Annotated in this window: 23 protein-coding genes and 2 riboswitches; of the genes, 8 read left to right on the plus strand and 15 right to left on the minus strand. The window is 67.1% G+C overall.

Annotated elements, in window-relative coordinates; genetic code table 11:
- Window positions 1-62 precede the first annotated feature (62 nt).
- Both AC1RMY_RS12190 and AC1RMY_RS12195 read left to right on the plus strand, forming a co-directional pair.
- Window positions 63-818, plus strand: a complete 756-nt coding sequence (locus AC1RMY_RS12190) for an SDR family oxidoreductase (RefSeq protein ID WP_492864743.1) — start codon at window positions 63-65, stop codon at window positions 816-818.
- Between the two features lie 47 nt (window positions 819-865).
- Entirely contained in the window at window positions 866-1339 is a 474-nt protein-coding gene (locus AC1RMY_RS12195) for a hypothetical protein (RefSeq protein ID WP_492864745.1), read from the plus strand.
- Here the strand turns inward: AC1RMY_RS12195 and AC1RMY_RS12200 are convergent.
- Window positions 1311-1760, minus strand: a complete 450-nt coding sequence (locus tag AC1RMY_RS12200) for a GNAT family N-acetyltransferase (protein WP_492864747.1) — start codon at window positions 1758-1760, stop codon at window positions 1311-1313. The two genes, AC1RMY_RS12195 and AC1RMY_RS12200, sit on opposite strands and share 29 nt — an antisense overlap.
- Before the next feature lie 190 nt (window positions 1761-1950).
- On the opposite strand from AC1RMY_RS12200, the gene AC1RMY_RS12205 reads away from it, so the two are divergent.
- Window positions 1951-2169, plus strand: coding sequence for a hypothetical protein (locus tag AC1RMY_RS12205; RefSeq protein ID WP_492864748.1), 219 nt, complete (start codon window positions 1951-1953; stop codon window positions 2167-2169).
- 89 nt (window positions 2170-2258) lie between these two features.
- On the opposite strand, the gene AC1RMY_RS12210 is transcribed toward AC1RMY_RS12205, so the two are convergent.
- Both AC1RMY_RS12210 and AC1RMY_RS12215 read right to left on the minus strand, forming a co-directional pair.
- Window positions 2259-2744 (minus strand): peroxiredoxin, encoded by a 486-nt coding sequence (locus AC1RMY_RS12210; protein ID WP_492864750.1) that lies wholly within the window; start codon window positions 2742-2744, stop codon window positions 2259-2261.
- A 50-nt stretch (window positions 2745-2794) separates the two neighbouring features.
- Window positions 2795-3646, minus strand: coding sequence for a protein-disulfide reductase DsbD domain-containing protein (locus AC1RMY_RS12215; protein WP_492864752.1), 852 nt, complete (start codon window positions 3644-3646; stop codon window positions 2795-2797).
- Between the two features lie 182 nt (window positions 3647-3828).
- Between AC1RMY_RS12215 and AC1RMY_RS12220 the strand changes: the two genes are divergently transcribed.
- Window positions 3829-4440, plus strand: a complete 612-nt coding sequence (locus AC1RMY_RS12220; RefSeq protein ID WP_492864754.1) for a YqgE/AlgH family protein — start codon at window positions 3829-3831, stop codon at window positions 4438-4440.
- A 254-nt stretch (window positions 4441-4694) separates the two neighbouring features.
- Here the strand turns inward: AC1RMY_RS12220 and AC1RMY_RS12225 are convergent, their stop codons facing one another.
- From AC1RMY_RS12225 to coxB, 12 genes are all read right to left on the minus strand, one after another.
- On the minus strand, window positions 4695-7637 hold the full coding sequence (locus AC1RMY_RS12225; RefSeq protein ID WP_492864756.1) for an EAL domain-containing protein: 2943 nt from the start codon (window positions 7635-7637) through the stop codon (window positions 4695-4697).
- Between the two features lie 89 nt (window positions 7638-7726).
- On the minus strand, window positions 7727-8326 hold the full coding sequence (locus tag AC1RMY_RS12230; RefSeq protein ID WP_492864758.1) for a GNAT family N-acetyltransferase: 600 nt from the start codon (window positions 8324-8326) through the stop codon (window positions 7727-7729).
- 8 nt (window positions 8327-8334) lie between these two features.
- A complete protein-coding gene (locus AC1RMY_RS12235; RefSeq protein WP_492864760.1) occupies window positions 8335-9684 on the minus strand; it encodes a M16 family metallopeptidase in 1350 nt (449 codons plus the stop codon).
- Window positions 9681-11096 carry a threonine synthase gene (gene thrC / locus AC1RMY_RS12240; RefSeq protein WP_492864762.1) on the minus strand — a complete coding sequence of 472 codons (1416 nt, stop codon included), beginning with the start codon at window positions 11094-11096 and terminating at the stop codon, window positions 9681-9683. The genes AC1RMY_RS12235 and thrC overlap by 4 nt, the downstream gene beginning before the upstream one ends.
- 87 nt (window positions 11097-11183) lie before the next feature.
- Complete coding sequence (locus AC1RMY_RS12245) at window positions 11184-11960, minus strand: SURF1 family protein (protein WP_492864764.1); 777 nt, start codon at window positions 11958-11960, stop codon at window positions 11184-11186.
- Complete coding sequence (locus tag AC1RMY_RS12250; protein WP_492864765.1) at window positions 11957-12334, minus strand: DUF983 domain-containing protein; 378 nt, start codon at window positions 12332-12334, stop codon at window positions 11957-11959. Before AC1RMY_RS12250 ends, AC1RMY_RS12245 begins: the two co-directional genes overlap by 4 nt.
- A gap of 66 nt (window positions 12335-12400) precedes the next feature.
- A complete protein-coding gene (locus AC1RMY_RS12255; RefSeq protein ID WP_492864767.1) occupies window positions 12401-13258 on the minus strand; it encodes a cytochrome c oxidase subunit 3 in 858 nt (285 codons plus the stop codon).
- 52 nt (window positions 13259-13310) lie between these two features.
- Window positions 13311-13931, minus strand: coding sequence for a cytochrome c oxidase assembly protein (locus AC1RMY_RS12260; protein ID WP_492864769.1), 621 nt, complete (start codon window positions 13929-13931; stop codon window positions 13311-13313).
- Entirely contained in the window at window positions 13931-14104 is a 174-nt protein-coding gene (locus tag AC1RMY_RS12265) for a cytochrome c oxidase system small membrane protein (RefSeq protein ID WP_492864771.1), read from the minus strand. Before AC1RMY_RS12265 ends, AC1RMY_RS12260 begins: the two co-directional genes overlap by 1 nt.
- Window positions 14101-15048, minus strand: coding sequence for a heme o synthase (locus tag AC1RMY_RS12270; RefSeq protein ID WP_492864773.1), 948 nt, complete (start codon window positions 15046-15048; stop codon window positions 14101-14103). The genes AC1RMY_RS12265 and AC1RMY_RS12270 overlap by 4 nt, the downstream gene beginning before the upstream one ends.
- A gap of 145 nt (window positions 15049-15193) precedes the next feature.
- Complete coding sequence (gene ctaD / locus AC1RMY_RS12275) at window positions 15194-16825, minus strand: cytochrome c oxidase subunit I (RefSeq protein WP_492864774.1); 1632 nt, start codon at window positions 16823-16825, stop codon at window positions 15194-15196.
- A gap of 91 nt (window positions 16826-16916) precedes the next feature.
- On the minus strand, window positions 16917-17801 hold the full coding sequence (gene coxB, locus AC1RMY_RS12280) for a cytochrome c oxidase subunit II (protein ID WP_492865306.1): 885 nt from the start codon (window positions 17799-17801) through the stop codon (window positions 16917-16919).
- A 421-nt stretch (window positions 17802-18222) separates the two neighbouring features.
- Between coxB and AC1RMY_RS12285 the strand changes: the two genes are divergently transcribed.
- The 4 genes from AC1RMY_RS12285 (at window position 18223) to gcvH (ending at window position 21299) form a co-directional block, all read left to right on the plus strand.
- Complete coding sequence (locus AC1RMY_RS12285; RefSeq protein ID WP_492864776.1) at window positions 18223-18732, plus strand: invasion associated locus B family protein; 510 nt, start codon at window positions 18223-18225, stop codon at window positions 18730-18732.
- On the plus strand, window positions 18729-19352 hold the full coding sequence (locus AC1RMY_RS12290; protein ID WP_492864778.1) for a hypothetical protein: 624 nt from the start codon (window positions 18729-18731) through the stop codon (window positions 19350-19352). The genes AC1RMY_RS12285 and AC1RMY_RS12290 overlap by 4 nt, the downstream gene beginning before the upstream one ends.
- Window positions 19353-19460: 108 nt before the next feature.
- A riboswitch (glycine riboswitch) is annotated at window positions 19461-19560 on the plus strand.
- A riboswitch (glycine riboswitch) is annotated at window positions 19561-19671 on the plus strand.
- Between the two features lie 51 nt (window positions 19672-19722).
- Window positions 19723-20883: a glycine cleavage system aminomethyltransferase GcvT gene (gcvT, locus tag AC1RMY_RS12295; RefSeq protein ID WP_492864780.1), complete on the plus strand. Its 1161-nt coding sequence runs from the start codon at window positions 19723-19725 to the stop codon at window positions 20881-20883.
- 41 nt (window positions 20884-20924) lie between these two features.
- On the plus strand, window positions 20925-21299 hold the full coding sequence (gene gcvH / locus AC1RMY_RS12300; RefSeq protein WP_492864781.1) for a glycine cleavage system protein GcvH: 375 nt from the start codon (window positions 20925-20927) through the stop codon (window positions 21297-21299).
- Window positions 21300-21390 lie beyond the last annotated feature (91 nt).

The raw sequence follows: 21390 nt of genomic DNA on the forward strand, positions 1-21390 counted from the left end.
CAGGCATTCTCCTCTCATCGGGTCGCGATGACGCGGCCGCTGGTCACACAGAGGAGAGAATCATGAAGATCGTGGTCATCGGAGGCAGCGGCCTCATCGGAACCTATCTCGTCGGCAGGCTTCGCCAGGCCGGACATGAGGTCCTGGCGGCGTCGCCCAATTCGGGCGTCAACACCATCACCCGCGAGGGGCTCGCCGAAGCGCTTTCCGGCGCTCAAGTCGTCGTGGACGTGGCGAATTCGCCATCCTTCGAGGACAAGGCCGTGCTGGAGTTCTTCGAGACATCGGGCCGCAACCTGCTGGCTGCCGAAGCCGCCGCCGGCGTGGGGCATCACATAGCGCTGTCGGTGGTCGGCAGCGAGCGCAATCCCGATAGCGGCTATCTCCGCGCCAAGCTCGCCCAGGAGAGCCTGATCAAGGCGTCGGGCATCCCCTACACGATCCTGCGGGCGACGCAGTTCTTCGAGTTCGTCAATGCCATCATCCAGTCGAGCGCCGACGGCGACGCGTTCCGCCTGTCGCCGGCGCTGTTCCAGCCGATCGCTGCCGCCGATGTCGCGGCCGTGTTGGCGGATATCGCAGTCGGTGCGCCGGTAAACGGTACCGTCGAGGTAGCCGGGCCCGAGCCGATCCCGATGGATGCGATCGCCCGGCAGTTCCTCACTGCCAAGGGAGACCGGCGCCAGGTGATCGCCGATGTCCGCGCCCGCTATTTCGGCGCGGAGCTGGACGACAGGTCGCTGACGCCCGGCGCCAACCCCCGCCTTGGGCCGACCCGCTTCGCGGAGTGGCTCGACGCGTCACAAGCGCGGGCCTGAGCGCGAGAGCCGACAGCCACTCATCCCGATGCGAGAGGGCCTGAACCATGACCATCATCCCTGACAACCGCGCCATTGCAGCGGCCATCGTCGCAATGGTGGCCTTCAACGCCGTCTTCCTCTCGGCGAATGGCCTCTTCATGCTGGTCAATCCGCTGTCGTGGTACGAACTGGTCCCGGGCGTGACCGATACCGGCTTCTACAACCAGCATTTCATCCGCGACATCGGGATGATCCAGCTCTTCCTGGGCGCAGCCTTCGGTCTCGGCATGGCCATGCCCGAGCGCCGCGTCGGACTCTGGGCCGCGGCGACCCTGTGGCTGAGCGCGCATGCACTCTTCCACTTCTGGGAGGTCGCGGTCGGCATCTGCTCGCCCGCGGTCATAGCCCGGGATTTCCCGGCGGTGACCCTGCCGGCGATCCTTGGGATCGTGCTGACGCTCTGGGCGATCCGTCGTGCCTCGGCGGAAAAGGTCGCCAGCGCCGTGCCCATCAGCCCAGCGGCTGGCGGTAGACGATGAAGCCCGACTTGTCGGCGACCTTGTCGTAGAGCGCCTGCGCCTGCAGGTTGCTCTCATGGGTCTGCCAGTAGACGCGGAAGCAGCCCTTGGCCTGCGCCATCTGCTTCACCGCTTCGATCAGGGCGCGCCCAGCGCCGGTGCCGCGCGCTTCGGGAGCGGTGAACAGATCCTGCAGATAGCAGACGTCCCGGATGTTCCAGGTCGAGCGGTGGATCACCCAATGCACGATGCCGATCAGCTGGTCGTGGCGCTCGGCGACGAAGGCTCCCATCGGCTCGGCGCCGCCGGTCAGCCGGGCGAAGGTCGCCTCGGTGATCTCGGACCCGAGCGAGGCCTTGTAGAAGGTGAGATAGCCCTGCCAGAGCGGCTCCCACTGCGCCCGGTCGGAGGTGGCGAGCGGGCGGATCGTGATCTCGGTCATGGCAGGCTCCGGCAGAACGTCCCAGCCTAACGCCGGCCCGGCCGCCTGTCTCATGACAAGACGATATCGTATCGATCAAGCAGGCCTACGCTGGGTCGAACATCGGCGACTTGTCGCGCCAGGCGCGAGATGCCAGAAATCCGCTGGACGACGAGACGAACCGATGTAGCGATGCAAGAGGAGCGCGGTGATGCGACATGTCCGGCCGATCTGTCTGTCGATCGCAATCGCCGTGCTTCTGCCAGCCTGCCAGACCTCCCAGTCGCGGCAGCAGCAGCTCGCGACCATCTGCGCCGATCCGGTGAATCGGGAGCCGGGCTCCTTCTACTGGGGCGAATGCCAGGCGATCATGCCCTCGAGCGACGCGCAGTTGCAGAAGGACTATCAGCTCGGCGCGCCGGGCATCTGACCCGCACGCTGCGGCGCTGATCGGGCCGCAATGCAGAAGGCCCGCGCCGGCCTCATCGGGCGACGCGGGCCTTCGGTCGGAGGTTGCGCTCAGAGCTTCGCGAGCAGGGCCTCGGCGCCGGAGATGTCGGCCTTGCCCGGGCCTTCCTCGACATTGAGCGAGGTGACGACGCCGTCGTCGACGATCATCGAATAGCGCTGCGAGCGGGTGCCGAGGCCGAAGCCCGAACCGTCGAGCGAAAGGCCGATCTCCTTGGCGAAATCGGCATTGCCGTCCGAAAGGAACTCAATCACGCCGGCGCCACCGGTCGCCTTCGACCAGGCGTCCATGACGAAGACGTCGTTGGTGCTGGTCACCATGATCGCGTCGACGCCCTTGGCCTTGATGTCGGCTGCCTTGGCCAGATAGCCGGGCAGATGGTTCTTGTGGCAGGTCGGCGTGAACGCGCCGGGAACGGCGAAGAGCACGATCTTCTTGCCCTTGAACAGATCGTCCGTGGTCTTGGCGGCAGGACCATCGGCGGTCATGACGCGGAATGTCGCCTGCGGAAGCTTGTCACCCACCTTGATGGTCATCGTGCCTGTTCTCCGTGAAGCCTGCGGCAACCCGCCGCCCGGCTCAGGGATTAGGGCTTGGGCGAGGGGATGTCGAGTTCGAGCCGCGTTTCGATGGCCGATGGCTTGCCGCGCACGGTGATGATGAAGGGCACCGGTCCGGTCGCGCTCTTGGGCTGCTCGATGATCCGCAGCAGGGCGACCGTCGTGCCGTCCGGCTGCCGGCGCAGCGTTGGCTTGCCGAAGGACCACATACCGGCCCCTTCGATGAACACGTCCTGGACCATGCCGTCCGGCGGGGCCTGCAGGACCAGGCGAAGGCCCGGATCAATGGCGCCTTCGTCGAACTTCGCTTCCAGCACGGAGATCTTGTCCTTGTGCGGGCCGAGCTTCAGAGGGATCGGCACGCGCGCCTCGAAGCTTTCCAGACGCGGCGAGGTCACCGAGGTCACACCCGGTTCCAGCCAGAGCCGGGCCTCGCCCTTCACAGGAATGCAGATCTTGTCGCAGACGGCATAGTCGAGTTTCAGCACGAGCATGACCGGCTTGTTCGGGTCGACCGGTTGGACCGAGACGGGGATCACTACCTCGCCGACATAGCCGACGGAGTAGCCGCTCGCGTCCTGGAAGCGTTCGGGCGCCGGCCAGCGTGCGTCGAGTCCGCCGATATTGGTCGATCCGCTCCAGTCGAAGACCGGCGGCACGCCGAAATCACCGGGGCTGCGCCAGTAGGTCTTGTAGCCCGGCGCCATCACGATCTCGACGCCGACTCGCTGTTTGCCGGACGCGGCAGTCGCGCCCGCGATCAGGCGCAGCGACGCGTGGTCGGTCTTCGACCAGGGCGACATCGCGGCTTCCTGCGCATGCGCGCGACCATCCAGCAGCGCTGCGGCGAAGACCAGGAGAGAGAGAATGTATTTCACGATCGAGATTTATGCGCTGCGCTTGGAAATTGCGACCAAAACCATCGAGCCTCGTCGAACAATCACGTGATGGGCCTTGTGAGCGGGCATGCTGGATCAGCATTGGGGCACAATGGCGGTCATCGATTTTCCGACGCAAACCCCTGTTCCCAGCATGGGCCAAAGTGATCTAGCATGCTCGCATGAAGATCGGCTCAAATCAGCGCCTCGGCGGCCGCAGCTATCTCGACGGGCAGTGCCTGATCGCGATGCCCGGCATGGCCGACACGCGCTTCAGCCGCAGCGTGGTCTATATCTGCGCCCATTCCGAGGACGGGGCGATGGGCATCATCGTCAACAAGCCGGCGGCCGACACCCGCTTTCCCGATCTCCTGGTCCAGCTCGACGTCATCCCCTCCGAGGAACTGATCCGTCTGCCGAGTCAGGCCGAACGCCTGCAGGTCCTGCGCGGCGGGCCGGTCGAGACCAAGCGCGGCTTCGTGCTGCATTCGGCGGATTTCTTTCTGGAATCGGCGACGCTGCCGATCGATGACGGCATCTGCCTGACCGCGACGCTCGACATCCTCAGGGCGATCGCCATCGGCAGCGGGCCGGAGAACGCGGTGCTGGCGCTGGGCTATGCCGGCTGGGGCGCGGGCCAGCTCGAATCCGAGATCCAGGCCAATGGCTGGCTGCACTGCGCCGCCGACCCGGCCCTGCTTTTCGACGAGGGCATCGAGACGAAGTACAGCCGCGCCTTGGGCAAGATCGGCATCGACCCGGCCTTCCTGTCGAGCGAGGCCGGGCACGCCTGAGAGGCCGCATCCGTCATTCCGGGACTTCGCCTAGCGAGGAGCCCGGAACCCATGAACACCACGATCCTCCAGCGTTATTGCGAGGAGCGAGGCGACGAAGCAATCCAGGGGGAAGTGGGCTGAACGGTTCAACCCAGTTCACCCTGGATTGCTTCGCTGCACTTGCAATGACGGCGCGCGGTCAGCCAACCATGTCGTGTTCATGGGTTCCGGGCTCAGGCCTTCGGCCTGCCCCGGAAAGACCGGCGACCTGGTTAAGCCGCTTCACTGGAACTCGCGGCCGTGGCGCCCATCAGCCGACGTGCTTCGGCCGCGGTCATCGGCTGGCCGAAGATGTAGCCCTGCGCGTACTGGCAGCCGAGCTGGTAGAGCTCGATCGCATCCGACTCGCTCTCCGCCCCTTCGGCGACGACATCCATGCGCAGATCCGCCGCGAGCTGGACGATCGAGCGCAGGATGACCGGCGGCTTGCCGCTGCCCATCTGGCGCACGAAGCTCTGGTCGACCTTGATCGTGTCGAAAGGGAAGCGCTGCAGATAGGACAGCGAGGAATAGCCGGTGCCGAAATCGTCGAGCGAGAGGCCGGCGCCGAGATCGCGGATGCGCGACAGCATTTGCGCGGCATATTCCGGGTTCTCCATCACCAGGCTCTCGGTGATCTCGAGTTTCAGCGTGCCCGGCAGGATGCGCCGGCGCGCCAGCACGGTCTTCACGTCATGCAGCAGGTCATGGCGCAGCAGCTGCCGGCTGGAGACATTGACGCTTGCGAAGATCGGCGGCTCGACCTCGAGCGCCGCCTGCCAGGCTTCGAGTTCCCGCGCGGTGCGATCCATGACGTAGACGCCGAGATCGACGATCAGCCCGGTCTCCTCGGCGATGGCGAGGAAGTCCTGCGGCATCAGCCGGCCTTCGCGCGGATGGTCCCAGCGCACCAGCGCCTCGAAGCCCGCGATGGTGCGGTCTTCCAGCCGGACGATCGGCTGATACATCACCTGGATCTCGCCGCGCTCGATCGCCCGGCGCAGGTCGCTTTCGAGCGCGAGGCGATCGTTGCGGTCGGTCCGCATCGCCGGCACGAAGACCTCGATCTTGTTGCCGCCCTGGCGCTTGGCATGGGCCATGGCGAGCTCGGCGTTCTTCAGCGCATCGTCCTTGCGGGCGGCCGGAGCCGGGTCGAACAGGGCAAGGCCGACCGAGGGCGTCAGCAGGATCTCGCGCTCGGCGAAGGTGATCGGCGTCGAGACGGCACGGCGCACCAGCTCGGCCAGCGCTAGAATGCGCTCGGGGTCGCGCTCCGAAACCAGGATCATCGCGAAAGTGTCGCCGCCGATGCGCGCCAGCGTGTCCTGCGCCCGCAGCAGCCGGCCGAGGCGCCGTGCCAGCGTCAGCAGGATCGAGTCGCCGGCCGAGAAGCCGACGGATTCGTTGACCTGCTTGAAGCGGTCGATGTCGATCACCAGAACGGTCGGGCGGATGGTCTCGTCGGCGCGGGTGAAGCCGAAGACGGCCCCGAGCCGGTCCTGGAACAGCTTGCGGTTGGGCAGCCCGGTGAGGTTGTCGTGGACGGCGTCGTGCAGCATGCGCTCCTGCGCGGTGCGCTGCTCGGTGACGTCGGCGAGCGTGCCGATGACGCGGATCACCTCGCCGTCCGAGCCGATCACCGGCCGGGCCTTGAGGTTGAACCAGTGGTAGTTGCCTCCGGCCGCGCGCAGGCGCAGGTCGAGATTGAGCTTGCCGCGGCGCTGCTCCAGCACCGCGTCGAGCGAGACACGGTAGCGGTCGCGATCGGCGACATGCATGTGCTCGAACCAGCGTGCGGCCGAGCCTTCCAGCGCCCCGCGCGCGAGGCCGAGCAATGTCTCGATCTGCGGCGAGACGAAGATCTTGTCGGCGCTGACGTCCCAGTCGAAGACGAGGTCGCCCGAGCCCGACAGCGCCAGCGCCCTTCGCTCCGTGTCTGAGACGAGGCCCTGCGACAGGCCGCTGCCGGCGAAGGCATGCTGGATCACGGTGAAGCCGATCAGCAGCACGATCAGCACGAGGCCGCCCAGCAAGGCGGGCGCGACGAGATCGCGTTGAAATTGCCCGGTGACGGTGAAGCCGGCCGCGGTCACCCAGATCGCCAGGAGGAACCAGGTGGGGATCAGCATCACCGCCCGTTCATAGCCATGCGTCGCAAGATGCAGGATCAGCACGAAGCCGACGGCAGCCACAGCCGCGATCGAGATGCGCGCGATGCCCGAAGCCATCGGAGCGTCGAAGACGGCAAGCCCGACGAGCGCGGCGAGGCCCAGCATCCAGACGATGGTGACGTGGCTGTAGCGCACATGCCAGCGCGCCAGGTTGAGATAGGCGAAAAGGAAGACGAGCAGCGTCGCCGCGAGCACCACCTCGGCGCCGGCGCGGTAGATCCGCTCGATCGCCGGTGTGAGCGGGAAGATGCGCTGGAAGAAGCCGAAATCGAGCCCGGCATAGGCCAGCACAGCCCAGGCGAGCGCAGCCGCGGCGGGAAAGATCACCGCGCCCTTGACCACGAAGATGATCGTCAGGAACAGCGCCAGCAGGCCGGCGATGCCGATGATGATGCCCTTGTAGAGGGTCAGCCCGTTGGTCTTTTGGCGATAGGCTTCCTGCTCGTAGAGATAGAGCTGCGGCAGGTTGGATGATTTGAGCTCGGCGACGAAGGTCACCGTCGTGCCGGGGTCGAGCGTGATCAGGAAAACGTCCGCATCCGGGCTCACCTCGCGCTCGGGGCTGAGGCCCTGGCTCGCGGTCACCGCCTCGATGCGTCGGTCGCCGAGATCCGGCCAGATCACGCCCGAGCCGATCAGCCGGTGAAACGGCGCGACGAGCAGGCGGTCGATCTGCTCGTCGGAATCATTGGTCAGCGCGAACACGATCCAGTCCGGCCGCGCCCCGGATTCGCGTGCCCTGACCGCGATGCGGCGCACGATGCCGTCGGAGCCCGGCGCGGTCGATATCTGGATGACGTCGCCGTCGGAACGGTTGCGCTCGACCACGTTGGTCAGGTCGAGCACGGTGGCGTCGACCGGCACGCGCACGGCCTCGACCGCGGCTGCCGGACTAGCCGCCGCGAACACGAGCCAGAGCGCAAGGCCGGCAAGGCCGAGGCCGAACCGGAGAAGTCGGTCGGGAAGGGTCAAGCTGCGCTCGAATCTGGGGCAGGGAACAGTCATGCGTGGTCGGGCGTCAGTCCTATCGGCGGCTCGTGGCGAGGGCAAGGCATCCGCGGCCCCGGCCGGTGGCCATGTAGGGCCCTCTGTCGTCACCGGCTTTCGCCCGGCAGCCGGTCGCTCGCCAGAGCGGCATAGAGCAAATGGTCGGCCCAGTTTCCGTTGATCCGGAGATAGGCCCTGGCCATACCCTCCTGCTGGAAGCCGACGCGCTGGAGCAGCCTCCGGGAGGGCTCGTTGTTGGGCAGGCAGGCGGCCTCGACGCGATGCAGCGCGAGATCCTGGAAGGCGAAGCGCAGCGCGCCGCGCACCGCCTCGGTCATATGGCCCTTGCCGGCATGACGCTCTCCCATCCAGTAGCCCAGCGTACAGGCCTGCGCGACGCCCCGCCGGACCAGGCCCAGCGTCAGCCCGCCGAGCAGCGTCTCCGAGCGTCCATCGACGATGAACAGCGAATAGGCTTCGTCGGCGGCGATCTCGCGGGCGGCGCGCTTGACCCGCAGGCGGAACGAGGTCCGCGTCAAGTCATCCTCGTTCCAGACCGGCTCCCATGGCGTCAGGAAGGCCCGGCTCTCCATCCGCAGCACGGCCCAGGCGGCATAGTCCGTCGCCTGCGGTGCGCGCAGAATCAGGTTCTGTGTCCGCACCAGCGGGCGCGTCGGCGGCTCGGTGGAGAAGCGGAAGAGCGCCATGGCCGGACCTATTCCGCTGCCCGTGCCGCATGCCGCAGCCTGTTGGCCGACGGCAGCCCCTGCAGGGGGCCGACGGCCGCGACCGTGGGCTGGTGGCCGAGCAGCGAGCGTCCGGCCGCCCGCACATCGTCGAGCGTGACGGCATCCAGCCGCGCAGCCAGTTCCTCGCGCGGAATCGCCCGGCCGAACAGCAGCACCTGTCGCGCCATCTGCTCGAGCTTGCCGCCGGGGCTTTCCAGCGAGGCCAGCAGCCCGACTTTCATCTGGGCCCGCGCCCGCGCCACTTCCGCCTCGGTCGTATCTTCCGCCGCCTGCCGCAGGCAGGCGAGCGCGACCTCGATCAACTCGCCGACATCCTCCGGTGCGGTGCCGGCTCCGATGCCGAAGACGCCGCAATCGGAGAACGGCCAGTGGAAGGCGTCGATCGCATAGGCGAGCCCGCGCCGCTCGCGCACCTCCTGGAACAGCCGCGACGACAGCCCGCCGCCCAGCACCGAGGAGAAGATCTGCAGCGGATAGTGCGCGCCGTCCTTGAAGGCCTGGCCGGGGAAGCCGAGGACGAGATGGACCTGCTCCTCGTCGCTGCCGACCCGCGCCTCGCCGCCGAGATAGCGCCCGTCCTGACGCGCAGGCGGGATCGCGGGGCTGGCCGGCAAGGCGGCGAGATGGGTCTTCGCCAGCGCGACGAGTTCGTCATGATCGACGGCGCCGGAAGCTGCGAGCACCATGTTGCCGGCATGGTAATTGCGCGCGAGATAGGCGCGGATGGCATCCGGCGTGAAGCCCTTCACCGTCTTCGCCGTGCCGAGGATCGGCCGGCCGAGCGGCTGGTCGGGAAAGGCCGCCTGAAGGAAGCGGTCATAGACGAGGTCGTCGGGCGTATCCTGGACGGCGCCGATCTCCTGCAGGATCACGCCCTTCTCGCGCTTCAGTTCCTCTTCGCTGAGCGTCGACGCGGTCAGGATGTCGGACAGGATGTCCACGGCCAGCGGCAGGTCGGAGCCGAGCACGCGCGCCGTGTAGCAGGTGTATTCGACCGATGTCGCGGCGTTGAGATCGCCGCCGACGCTTTCAATTTCCTCTGCGATCTGCAGCGCGCTGCGGCGGGCCGTGCCCTTGAAGGCCATGTGCTCGAGCAGATGGGCGAGGCCATGCTCATGGGGCAGCTCGTCGCGCGAGCCGGATCCGATCCAGATGCCGAGCGAAACCGTCGAGGCGTGGTCCATGCGCTGGGAGACGATGCGCAGGCCGGAGGGCAGCGTCGTGAGTCCGACCTCGGGATCGTGCACGCCGCGCGGGCTGGCCGCCGCGACCTCGGCGATCTCGGCCGGCCCGGTCGCGCTCATCTCGGCGCTCATGCGGCCGCTCCCCGCACCGCCCGAGCATGGCTCCGGACGAAGGCCTCGATCGCTCCCTGGTCGTTCGGCAGCAGGGTGAAGCGCTCCTTGCGCTCCATCAGGTCGCCGAGATGGGCGGGCAGGGCCGGCGTCACGCCGCTGGCGGCCTTCACCGCTGCCGGGAACTTGGCCGGGTGCGCGGTGCCGAGCACGATCATCGGCGTCGCCGGATCCGTCGCGAGCCCGCCGCGCGCAGCCGCGACGCCGACCGCGGTATGCGGATCGAGCAGATAGCCGGCCTCGCGCCAGGTCCGGTCGATCTCGGCCGCTGTCGTGGCCTCGTCGATGCCGACCGCGTCGAATTCGCTGCGGATCGCCGCCAGCGGTTCCGGCCCGATCTCGAAGCGCCCGGATTGCTGCAGCGATTGCATCAGCCGGCGGACGGCCGCGCCGTCGCGGCCATGCACCTCGAACAGCAACCGCTCGAAGTTGGACGAGATCTGGATGTCCATCGAGGGCGAGGTCGTGGCGTGCACACCCTTCATCTCATAGGCGCCGCTGGCGAGCGTCCGCGCCAGGATGTCGTTGCTGTTGGTGCCGATCAGCAGGCGCTCGACCGGCAACCCCATGCGCTTGGCGACGAAGCCGGCGAGCACGTCGCCGAAATTCCCGGTCGGCACCGCGAAGGACACCTTGCGGCCGGGTGCGCCCAGCGAGACGGCCGAGGTGAAGTAGTAGACCACCTGCGCCGCGATCCGGGCCCAGTTGATCGAATTCACGCCCGAGAGCCCGATCTCGTCGCGGAAGGCGTGGTGGTTGAACAGCGCCTTCACCAGGTTCTGGCAGTCGTCGAAGGTGCCTTCGACGGCGATGGCATGGACGTTGTCGGCCTCGACCGTCGTCATCTGCCGGCGCTGGACGTCCGAGACGCGGCCCTGCGGGTAGAGGATGAAGACGTCGACCCTCTCCAGCCCCTTGAAGGCGTCGATCGCCGCGCCGCCCGTGTCGCCCGAGGTCGCGCCGACGATAGTGGCGCGCTCGCCGCGCAGCTTCAGCACATGGTCCATCAACCGCCCCAGCAGCTGCATCGCCACGTCCTTGAAGGCCAACGTCGGCCCGTGGAACAGCTCCAGCACGAAGAGATTGTCGCCGATCTGGTTCAGCGGACAGACGGCCGGGTGCCGGAAGGTGGCGTAGGCCTCGGCGATCATCGCAGACAGCGCCGCGCCCTCGATGTCGCCATCGGCGAGCGCGCCGACGATGCGTTCGGCCACCTGCGCATAGCTCCGGCCGGAGAAGCCGGCGATCTCGTCGGTCGTTACGTTCGGCCAGGCCTTGGGAACGTAAAGCCCGCCATCGCGGGCGAGCCCGGCGAGCAGGGCGTCGGAGAAGGAAAGGGCGGGCGCTTCCCCGCGGGTGGACACATGCAGCACGGCGTCGGGTCTCGGTGATCTGGGCGTGACGTGAACTTGCCAAAAGCTATAGGCCGCTCCGCCGGTTTGGGCAAAAGCGAACCGGCGTCAGTCCATCGCCTCGTGGGCCTTCCTGCGCCCCTGCCAGGCAAAGGCCGCGAACACCCCGATGAGCGTCGCGGCCAACCCGAACCAGGTCAGCGCATAGGAGAGGTGGTTGTCGGGGATGCGCGCGATCAACTCCTTCGCATCGACGCCGGCCGGCGGGGTCAACGCATCGCCCTGGCGCTCCGCTTCCAGATAGAATGGCGCGACCGGGCCGAGGCTGAGCGAAGCGGCGATTGCGGCCGGGTCGCGAGTGTAGAACTCGCGCTGCGCCGGCAGGTCGGATGGCGTGAAGGAGCTTCGCCCTTCCGGCGCCCGCAGGAAGCCGGTCACGCTCGCGGGGCCACTCAGCGGCTTGATCTCCGCGAGCCGGCTCTCGGGCACGAAGCCGCGATTGACCAGCACGACGCCACTATCGGCCAGCCTGAAACCCTGGAAGATCCAGCGACCAAAGCCGGAGAGCTGGCGCGTGCTGGGGCCGCCTGAGGCAATGGTGGTGCGTACGCTGGCGACAGGACCGTCGATGAAGCTGCCCTGCGCCGTCACGCGGGTCAGGTCGAGCCTGGCCGGGTCGAGCGTGGCCCAGGTGCTTGAGGCCGGCATCGGCGCCGGAGCACCGGCCGCCTGTGCGGAGAGCCGCTCGATGAAGACGCGCTTCTCGGCCATGCGTGCGATCTGCCAGGCCCCGAGCGTGCAGAGAAGCGCGACGCCCAGCAGCGACAGCAGCGCGGGCCAGAGCAAGCGCCAGGTATGCCCGACAGGGGAGGCTGCCTCGCTCACTTCTCCAGCCTGCCTTCCTCGGCCTTGTGGACATATTGCAGCGAAACCGCGAGGCCCTTCATCGGTCGCAGCAGCGCGAGGCAGACGATCACCGCCAGCGGCAGCCACATCACCAGATGCAGCCAGATCGGCGGCTCATAGGCGATCTCGACATAGAGCGCCGCGCCCAGCACGGCGAAGCCCGCGATGAGCATGATGAACACGGCCGGACCGTCGGCGGAATCGGCGAAGCTGAAATCGAGTCCGCAGGCCGCGCAGCGTGGCCGCACCTTCAGGAAACCCTCGAACAGCTTGCCCTCGCCGCAGCGAGGACAGCGGCCGGCAAGGCCGGTTGAATACGGCGAGGGCAGCATGTGCTGGTGGTCGTCGGCCATGGCGGCCTCCCGAAAAGCGAAAGGCGGCCGAGGCCGCCTTCCAAGGTTTCTGTCGGGCGGCGCGCCTCAGTGAGCGGCCGGCGTACCGGACGCCCAGACATAGATCGCCGCGAACAGGAATAGCCAGACCACGTCGACGAAGTGCCAGTACCAGGCGGCGAACTCGAAGCCGAGATGCTGCTGCGGCTTGAAGTGGCCGAGATAGGCCCGGTACAGGCAGATCGCCAGGAAGATGGTGCCGATGATGACATGCGCGCCGTGGAAGCCGGTCGCCATGAAGAAGGTCGCGCCGTAGATGTGGCCGCTGAAGGCGAAGGAGGCGTGCGAGTACTCGTAGACTTGGCAGATCGTGAACAGGATGCCGAGGATCACGGTCAGCCACAGGCCCTGCTTCAGGCCCTTGCGGTCGCCATGGATCAGGGCGTGGTGCGCCCAGGTCACTGTGGTGCCTGAGGTCAGCAGGATGAGCGTGTTGAGCAGCGGCAGGTGCCAGGGGTCGAAGGTCTGGATCCCGACCGGAGGCCAGACGCCGCCGGTGAACTCCTTGCGGGTGAAGTTGATCGCCTCGCCCGAGAACAGGCTCGCATCGAAGAAGGCCCAGAACCAGGCGACGAAGAACATCACCTCGGAGGCGATGAACATCAGCATGCCGTAGCGGTGGTGCATCTGCACGACGCGGGTGTGGTGACCCTCATGCTCGGCCTCGCGGACGACGTCCATCCACCAGGCGAGGAAGGTGTAGAGCACCCCGAGCGTACCGATGCCGAAGACCAGCGGGCCGAGCTTCATGCCGCCCAGAGTCAGCGCCTTCATCCACATCACGGCGCCGGTCGCCATGATCGTCGCGCTGATCGAGCCGACGAGCGGCCAGGGGCTCGGGTCGACGAGGTGGTAGTCGTGGTTCTTGGTATGGGCCCCGGCCATCGTTATCAGTCTCCGCGTCCGACTTTGCAGCGCTCGTTTCCGGCGCCGTTACTTACAGGTTCGACTTTGCCGCGTCACCCTTAGCGGGGTTGCCCCCGCCCTGGGCCAGCGGCTGCCCCGCCTTGGAGGCGAAATAGGTGTAGGAAAGCGTGATCGCCTTCAGCCCGTCGAGCTCGCGATTCGCCGCGATCTCGGGGTCGATGTAGAAGACGACCGGCGCTTCCAGGCTCTCGCCCGGCTGCAGCGTATGCTCCGTGAAGCAGAAGCACTGGATCTTGACGAAGAAGGCGGCGCCCTTTTCCGGCGCGATGTTGTAGCTCGCGATGCCCGTCGAGGCGCGATCGGTCCTGTTGGTGATCTTGTAGAACACCGTCTTCGTCTCGCCGACGCGTAAGCTGATCTCGGGGCTTTCGGGCTCGAACTTCCAGCCCAGCCCCGGCGCGACATTGGCGTCGAAGCGCACCGACATCGTCCGGTCGAGGATCGTGCCGGCCGCTGCCGTGCCGACCTTCGGTGTGCCGCCGAAGCCGGTCGCCTTGCAGAACATGTCGTAGAGCGGCACAGCCGCGAAGGAGAGCCCGGTCATGCCCATGACGACGCCGGCGCAGATCAGCGCCGTGCGGCCGAGGTTTTTCGGGGCGGGATTCTTAGGGGACTGTGGTGCTGCGTTCATCACAGCGGCCTGTTCAGGATGGCGGGGCCGGTCTTCACCAGCGTCACCACAAAGAAGAACACGACGAGGCCGCCGAGCACGAGCGCCAGCGCGATCGAGCGGCGTCTGCGGCGCGCCATGTCCTCCGGCGAGAAGGCGGGCGGCGCGGGCGGCTTCCGGCGCGACTCGCTCATCCCAACACCTTCGGCAGCGCCCACATCAGGCCCAAGCCGTTCTCGACGAGCAGCACGGCGAAGAGGCTGAAGAGATAGAAGATCGAGAAGCCGAACAGCGTATAGCAGGCCTTGGTCGCGGCCGGGCCCTCGGTCGTCCGCCAGACGCGGATGGAGAGCGCGATCATGGCAAGTCCCGTCGTGACGGAGACGGCGAGATAGGCGAGCCCGCCGAAGCCCATCAGGGCCGGCAGCACCGCGACGGGCGCCATCACCAGCGAGTAGAGCACGATCTGGCGGCGCGTCGAGGCCGGGCCGGCGACGTTCGGCATCATCGGGATGCCGGCGCGCGCGTAGTCGGCGGATTTCACCAGGGCCAGCGCCCAGAAATGCGGCGGCGTCCACAGGAAGATGATCGCGAACAGCACGATCGAATGCAGGCCCAGATCGCCGGTGACGACGGCCTCGCCGATCATCGGCGGAAAGGCGCCAGCCGCGCCGCCGATGACGATGTTCTGCGGCGTCGAGCGCTTCAGCCACATCGAATAGACGACGGCGTAGAAGAAGATCGTGAAGGCCAGCAGCGCCGCCGAGAGCAGGTTGGCGACGAGCCCGAGAACCAGCACCGAGCCGACGGACAAGGTCAGGCCGAAGGAGAGTGCCTCGGAGGGCAACACGCGTCCGGACGGGATCGGGCGCTTGGCGGTGCGGCTCATCAGTGCGTCGATATCGGCGTCGTACCACATGTTGAGGCAGCCGGAGGCGCCGGCGCCGACTGCGATCGCCAGCAGCGAGGCGAGCCCGATCACCGGATGCACCGAGCCCGGCGCCGTCGCCATGCCGGCCAGCGCCGTGAACACGACGAGCGACATCACCCGCGGCTTGAGCAGCGCGAAGAAGTCGCGCGCCTCGCCGGTGGAGGTCAGCGCGACGCCGTCGTTGCGGGTGTCGAAGGCAGCGGACATGGGCTTCGTCGTTTCGATTCCTGAAGGCGCTCGAATGCGCCCGTCGGCCTTGTTCAGCGGCTGTGCCGCCCATCTCCGGAACGCCTTCGGTGAGGCGCTCGGGGGAGGGGCGGCGGCGGGCCGGAAAGCCCGCCGCCTCTTCAGATCAGTGGTCCGAGCCGGTGATGCGCGGCAGCGTCTCGAACTGGTGGAACGGCGGCGGCGAGGACAGGGTCCACTCCAGCGTCGTCGCGCCTTCGCCCCACGGATTGTCGCCGGCAAGCTGCTTCTTCGTGAAGGCGACGAACAGCCCGTAGAAGAAGATCAGCAGGCCGAAGGCAAAGATGTAGGAGCCGATCGACGACCAGAAATGCCAGCCCGCGAAGGCGTCCGGATAGTCGGCATAGTGACGCGGCATGCCGGCGAGCCCGAGGAAATGCTGCGGGAAGAACAGCAGGTTGGCGCCAAAGAAGGCGACCCAGAAGTGCAACTGACCGATCCAGTCCGGGATCACATAGCCGCTCATCTTCGGGAACCAGTAGTAGAAGCCCGCGAAGATGCCGAACACAGCGCCCAGCGACAGCACGTAGTGGAAGTGGGCCACGACGTAGTAGGTCGCGTGCAGCGAGCGGTCGACGCCGGCATTCGCCAGCACCACGCCGGTCACGCCGCCGACGGTGAACAGGAAGATGAAGCCGATCGCCCAGACCATCGGCGCGGTGAAGCGGATCGAGCCGCCCCACATCGTCGCGATCCAGGAGAAGATCTTGATGCCGGTCGGCACCGCGATGACCATCGTCGCGAACACGAAGTAGCGCTGCGTGTTGAGTGAGAGGCCGGCGGTGTACATGTGGTGCGCCCACACGATGAAGCCGACGACGCCGATCGCGACCATGGCGTAGGCCATACCGAGATAGCCGAAGATCGGCTTCTTCGAGAAGGTCGAGATGATGTGGCTGATGATGCCGAAGGCCGGCAGGATCATGATGTACACTTCGGGGTGGCCGAAGAACCAGAACAGGTGCTGGTACAGGATCGGATCACCGCCGCCGGCCGGATCGTAGAAGGTCGTGCCGAAATTGCGGTCGGTCAGTAGCATGGTGATGGCGCCGGCGAGCACCGGCAGCGCCAGCAGCAGCAGGAAGGCCGTCACCAGCACGCCCCAGGCGAAGAGCGGCATCTTGTGCAGCGTCATGCCGGGAGCGCGCATGTTCAGGATGGTGGTGATGAAGTTGATCGCGCCGAGGATCGAGGCCGCGCCCGCGAGATGCAGCGCGAAGATGCCGAAATCGACGGAAGGGCCCGGGTGGCCCGAGGATGAGAATGGCGGGTAGATCGTCCAGCCCGTGCCGACGCCATGGGCGCCGGGGGCGCCTTCCATGAACATCGACATGATCAGCAGCACGAAAGCGGCGACCGTCAGCCAGAACGAGACGTTGTTCATGCGCGGGAAGGCCATGTCCGGCGCGCCGATCATCAGTGGCACGAACCAGTTGCCGAAACCGCCGATGACCGCGGGCATGACCATGAAGAAGATCATGATCAGGCCGTGGCCGGTGACGAAGACGTTGTAGCTCTGGCCGTTGGCGAAGATCTGGAGGCCCGGCTGCTGCAGCTCGATGCGCATCATGATCGAGAGGAAACCGCCGACGAGCCCCGCCATGATCGAGAAGATCAGGTAGAGCGTGCCGATGTCCTTGTGGTTGGTGGACATCAGCCAGCGGCGCCATCCGGTCGGATGGGCGTGTTCCTCGTCATGATGTCCGTGGGCGTGAGCGTGCGGAGCCGCTGTTGCCATCGCCTTGGTCTCCTCGTGCGAAATCGCTTCGCGACAGTCAGTCAAATCAGATTCGCCGCGGGCCTTTTGGCCCGTGGCAGGTTAAGGGCAGTCACTCGCCGGCAGCGGCGACCTTGCCGGCGGCGTCGCCGGCATTGGCGAATTTCTGCTTCGATTCGGCGATCCAGGCGGCATAGCGCTCGGGGCTGACGACGCGGAAGGCGATCGGCATATAGGCGTGGTTCTGCCCGCAGATGAACGAGCACTGGCCGTAATAGATGCCCTCGCGGTCGGCCTTGAACCAGGTTTCGTTCAGGCGGCCGGGGATGGCGTCGATCTTGATGCCGAAGGAGGGCACGGTGAACTTGTGGATCACGTCGGCGCCGGTGACCTGCACGCGCACGACCTTGCCGACCGGCACCACCGCCTCGTTGTCGACGGCGAGCAGGCGCGGGGCCTCGTCGGCGGCAATCCTCTTGGATGCGATCGCCTCGGCGCGCTGCTTCTCGTCGAGCATCAGCGAATCGAAGCCGAAGGCGCCGCCGTCCTGGGCGTATTCATAGGACCAGTACCACTGCTTGCCGGTCACCTTTACGGTGACGTCGGCCGGCGGAACCTCGAGCTGGAGCTTGAGCAGGCGGAAGGAGGGAATCGCGATCACGACCAGGATCAGCACCGGGATCACCGTCCAGGCGACCTCGAGCAGGGCGTTGTGGGTCGTCTTGGAGGGGACCGGGTTGGCCTTCTCGTTGAAGCGCCAGACGATGTAGACCAGCAGCCCCAGCACGAAGATCGAGATGGCGAAGATGATGACGTTCAGCCAGTCGTGGAACCAGTGGATGTAGTGGGCGACCTCGGTCGCCGCGCCCTGCAGGTTAAGTTGCCACGGGCTCGGCATGCCGGTTCCAGCCATGGCGCTACCGGGCAGGAGCGTCGTCGCCGCGACGGCAAGGGCCGATGCGGCCAGAATGGCTGGGGTCTTGCTCAGAAAACGCATCGATCCGACATAGCTCCTCATCATGCCCAGCACGGCCACCCGCCAGAAGCCCCCACCGGGAGCGCTCATGAAGGCGTTTTATCCATGCGTGGCCAGTGCGACCGCGAGGTCACCTTGCTCTTCGAGATTGCGATAAATCAAACATCACGCTTGCGCCAGTGGGGCAATGCGGGGCGCCAACGCATCCTGTGCGGCATAATCGCGCGAGGCCTGGTGGGACCGGCCAGGCGACGACGGCTCTCGCCTTGACAGGACCGGGCCTGCATGGTCCCAACGCACTCCATGGTGGGGTGAAGCGGGATTCCGTCTGGCGGGGCCGGCTTTCTGCCTGAATTGCGCGCTTTGCTTCGCGCGCAAGTTCTAGGTGCAGGATTTGGGATGCACGTCCGGCGATGGTCGCCGGTTTGGAGGAATCGCAGGGATGGGTAGGATCATCGGGCCTGTCTGCGCGGCGGCCCTTGCGCTGGCGGGGGTTGCGCTCGGCGCGGGCCAGGCGCAGGCCCAGGGTGCGGTCAAGTCGACGCATGGCGACTGGCAGATGCGTTGCGAGGTGCCGCCCGGCGCCAAGACCGAGCAATGCGCGCTCGTCCAGAACGTCGCGGCCGAAGACCGGCCGAATCTGACGCTGCTCGTCATCGTGCTGAAGACGGCCGATCAGAAGAGCCGGCTGCTGCGTGTGGTCGCCCCGCTCGGCGTGCTGCTGCCCTCCGGTCTTGGCCTCAAGATCGACGACAAGGATATCGGCCGCGCCGGCTTCGTGCGCTGCCTGACCACGGGCTGCGTCGCCGAGGTCGTCATGGACGACAACCTGCTCGGCCAGCTCAAGGGTGGTAAGAACGCCACCTTCATCGTGTTTCAGACGCCGGAAGAGGGGGTGGGCGTTCCCGTCTCCCTCAACGGTTTTGGCCCCGGCGTGGAGACCCTGCCGTGAGTGATATGCTCCTTCGCCGGCAAGGCCTGCTTGCCTTGCCGTTCCTCTGCCTTGCGTTGGCCGGCTGCGGTTCTTCGAGCTCGTCCTCGGGCCAGCCCAGTGCGATGCAGAAGGTCGCCAATGTCGTGATGTTCCAGTCGACGACGCCGCCCCCGGCCACGCCGGTGTCGAGGGAGCAGCGGCAGGAAGAGGAAGACGAGCAGCAGGTCTGCCCGGAGGTCATCATCGCCGATGGCGGCGCTGCGGTTCGGGCCCAGTCCGGGCAGGACAGCGGCAGCCTGCGCCACCAGATCTCGATCCTGAACGTCGCGCGCGAATGCACGCCCACCGGCAATGGTGGCTTCCGCCTCAAGGTCGGCATCGAGGGGCGCGTGCTGCTCGGCCCTGCCGGCGGCGCCGGCAACTATGGCGCGACGCTGACGACGGTGGTGTCGCGTGGGACGACCCAGATCGCCCGCCGCGCCGCCCGCGTTGGCGGCACGGTGGCGTCCGGCCAGGGCGGCGTCGACTTTTCGCATGTCGAGGACGGCATCGTCGTTCCGGCTGGCCGCGGTGACGTCGAGATCATCGTCGGCCTCGGCGCCGGCGGAGCCACGCCGGCGCGCGCCCGCCGCCGCTAGGCGCAGTAGGCGACGTCAGCGCAATAAAGAGTCGCGGGGATTGCCGACAAACCGGGCAGCGCCGCGATTGACTCAAGGCCGCCGTCTTGTATCTGTGCCTGCAGCCGCAACATCCCCGCGGGAGAGACCGGGGCCGGACTTGTCCGGTTCCGGCGCCGAAGGCGCAACCGCCCCGGAAACGCTCAGGCAAACGGACCGCGTGGGAACTGGCACTCTGGAAAGCGGCGGGGGAAACTCCGCCCACCGACGGGTGTAACCTGTCCGGCGCTGCTAGGCCGGTACGGGGAAATCTCTCAGGTTCCAAGACAGAGGGGGCGCGTTCCGGACAGTTCCGTCCGGGGCTTGCGCTCGACTCTGGAAGGGGCCGTCCATGGCTGCCGATGTTGCTGAAGCTGCCGCCGAGAGTGCAACCGCACCGGCGCTGAAGACACCGCTCCATTCCCGCCATGTCGCGCTCGGCGCCCGCATGGTGCCCTTCGCCGGCTACGACATGCCGGTGCAGTACCCGACAGGCATCCTGACCGAGCACAACTGGACGCGCGAGAAGGCCGGTCTCTTCGACGTCTCGCATATGGGCCAGTGCTTCCTGGTCGGGCCTGACCACGAGACCACGGCGCGCGCCCTCGAAGCCCTGATTCCCGCCGATATCGTCAACCTGGCTCCGGGCAAGCAGCGCTATTCGCAGCTCCTCAACGAGGAGGGCGGCATCCTCGACGATCTGATGGTGACGCGCTCGGTCGACCCCGACGAGGACGGAGCGCTCTATCTCGTCGTCAACGCCGCCTGCAAGACCGACGACTACGCCCATATCGAGGCGCGCCTGCCCGCCAATGTGAAGCTGATCAAGGCCGAGCATCGCGGCCTGATCGCGCTCCAGGGCCCGGCGGCCGAGGCGGCGCTGGCGGCGATCGCGCCCGAGGCGGCGCAGATGGGCTTCATGACCTCGCGGACCATGAAGGTCGCGGGCATCAAGGCCAATGTCAGCCGCTCCGGCTACACCGGCGAGGACGGCTACGAGATTTCGGCCGATGCCAAGCGGATCGGCGAGATCTGGGACACGCTCCTGCTCGACGCCACCGTCAAGCCGATCGGGCTCGGAGCGCGCGATTCGCTGCGGCTGGAAGCAGGCCTTTGCCTTTATGGCCACGACATCGACACCACGACCTCGCCGGTCGAGGCGGCGTTGAGCTGGTCGATCCAGAAGCGCCGCCGCGAGGAAGGCGGCTTCCCCGGCGCGGCCCGCATCCAGCGGGAATTCGCCGAGGGCGTCTCGCGCGTCCGCGTCGGCCTGCTGCCGGAAGGCCGCGCCCCGGCCCGCGAAGGCGCCGAGATCGCGACCCCCGAGGGCGAGATCGTCGGCAAGGTCACCTCGGGCGGCTTCGGCCCGACGCTGAACGCGCCCTGCGCCATGGGCTATGTCGCCAAGGCCCATAGTGTGCCCGGCACGCGGCTCGACCTGATCGTGCGCGGCAAGCCGCTGCCGGCCGTCGTCGCCGCGATGCCCTTCGTTCCCAACGGCTACAAGCGCTGACCCGACTGACACCCGTTTTCCCGCTCCGGAGACCTGATCCCATGTCCGAGACCCGCTATACCAAGGACCACGAATACATCCGCATCGAGGGCGATACCGGCACCGTCGGCATCTCCGACTACGCTCAGGGCCAACTCGGCGACGTCGTCTTCGTCGAGCTGCCGAGCGTCGGCAAGGCGCTGACCAAGGGCGGTGAGGCCGCGGTAGTCGAGAGCGTCAAGGCCGCGTCGGAGGTCTATGCGCCGGTCTCCGGCGAGGTGGTCGAGGTCAACAGCGAGCTCGAAGGCGCGCCAGGTACCGTCAACGAGGATCCCGCCGGCAAGGGCTGGTTCCTGAAGATCAAGCTCAGGGACGCCGCCGAACTCGACAGCCTCATGAGCGAGGCCGAGTACCAGAACTACATCAAGACGCTCTGATCCGACCCTCGGCGTCATCCCGGACTAGCGGCAACGCCGCGCAATTCCGGGATCCATCGTAGAGCGCGCCGCCCTTCGATGGATCCCGGGT

Source organism: Allobosea sp. GW822-FHT03F07 (assembly GCF_058801345.1).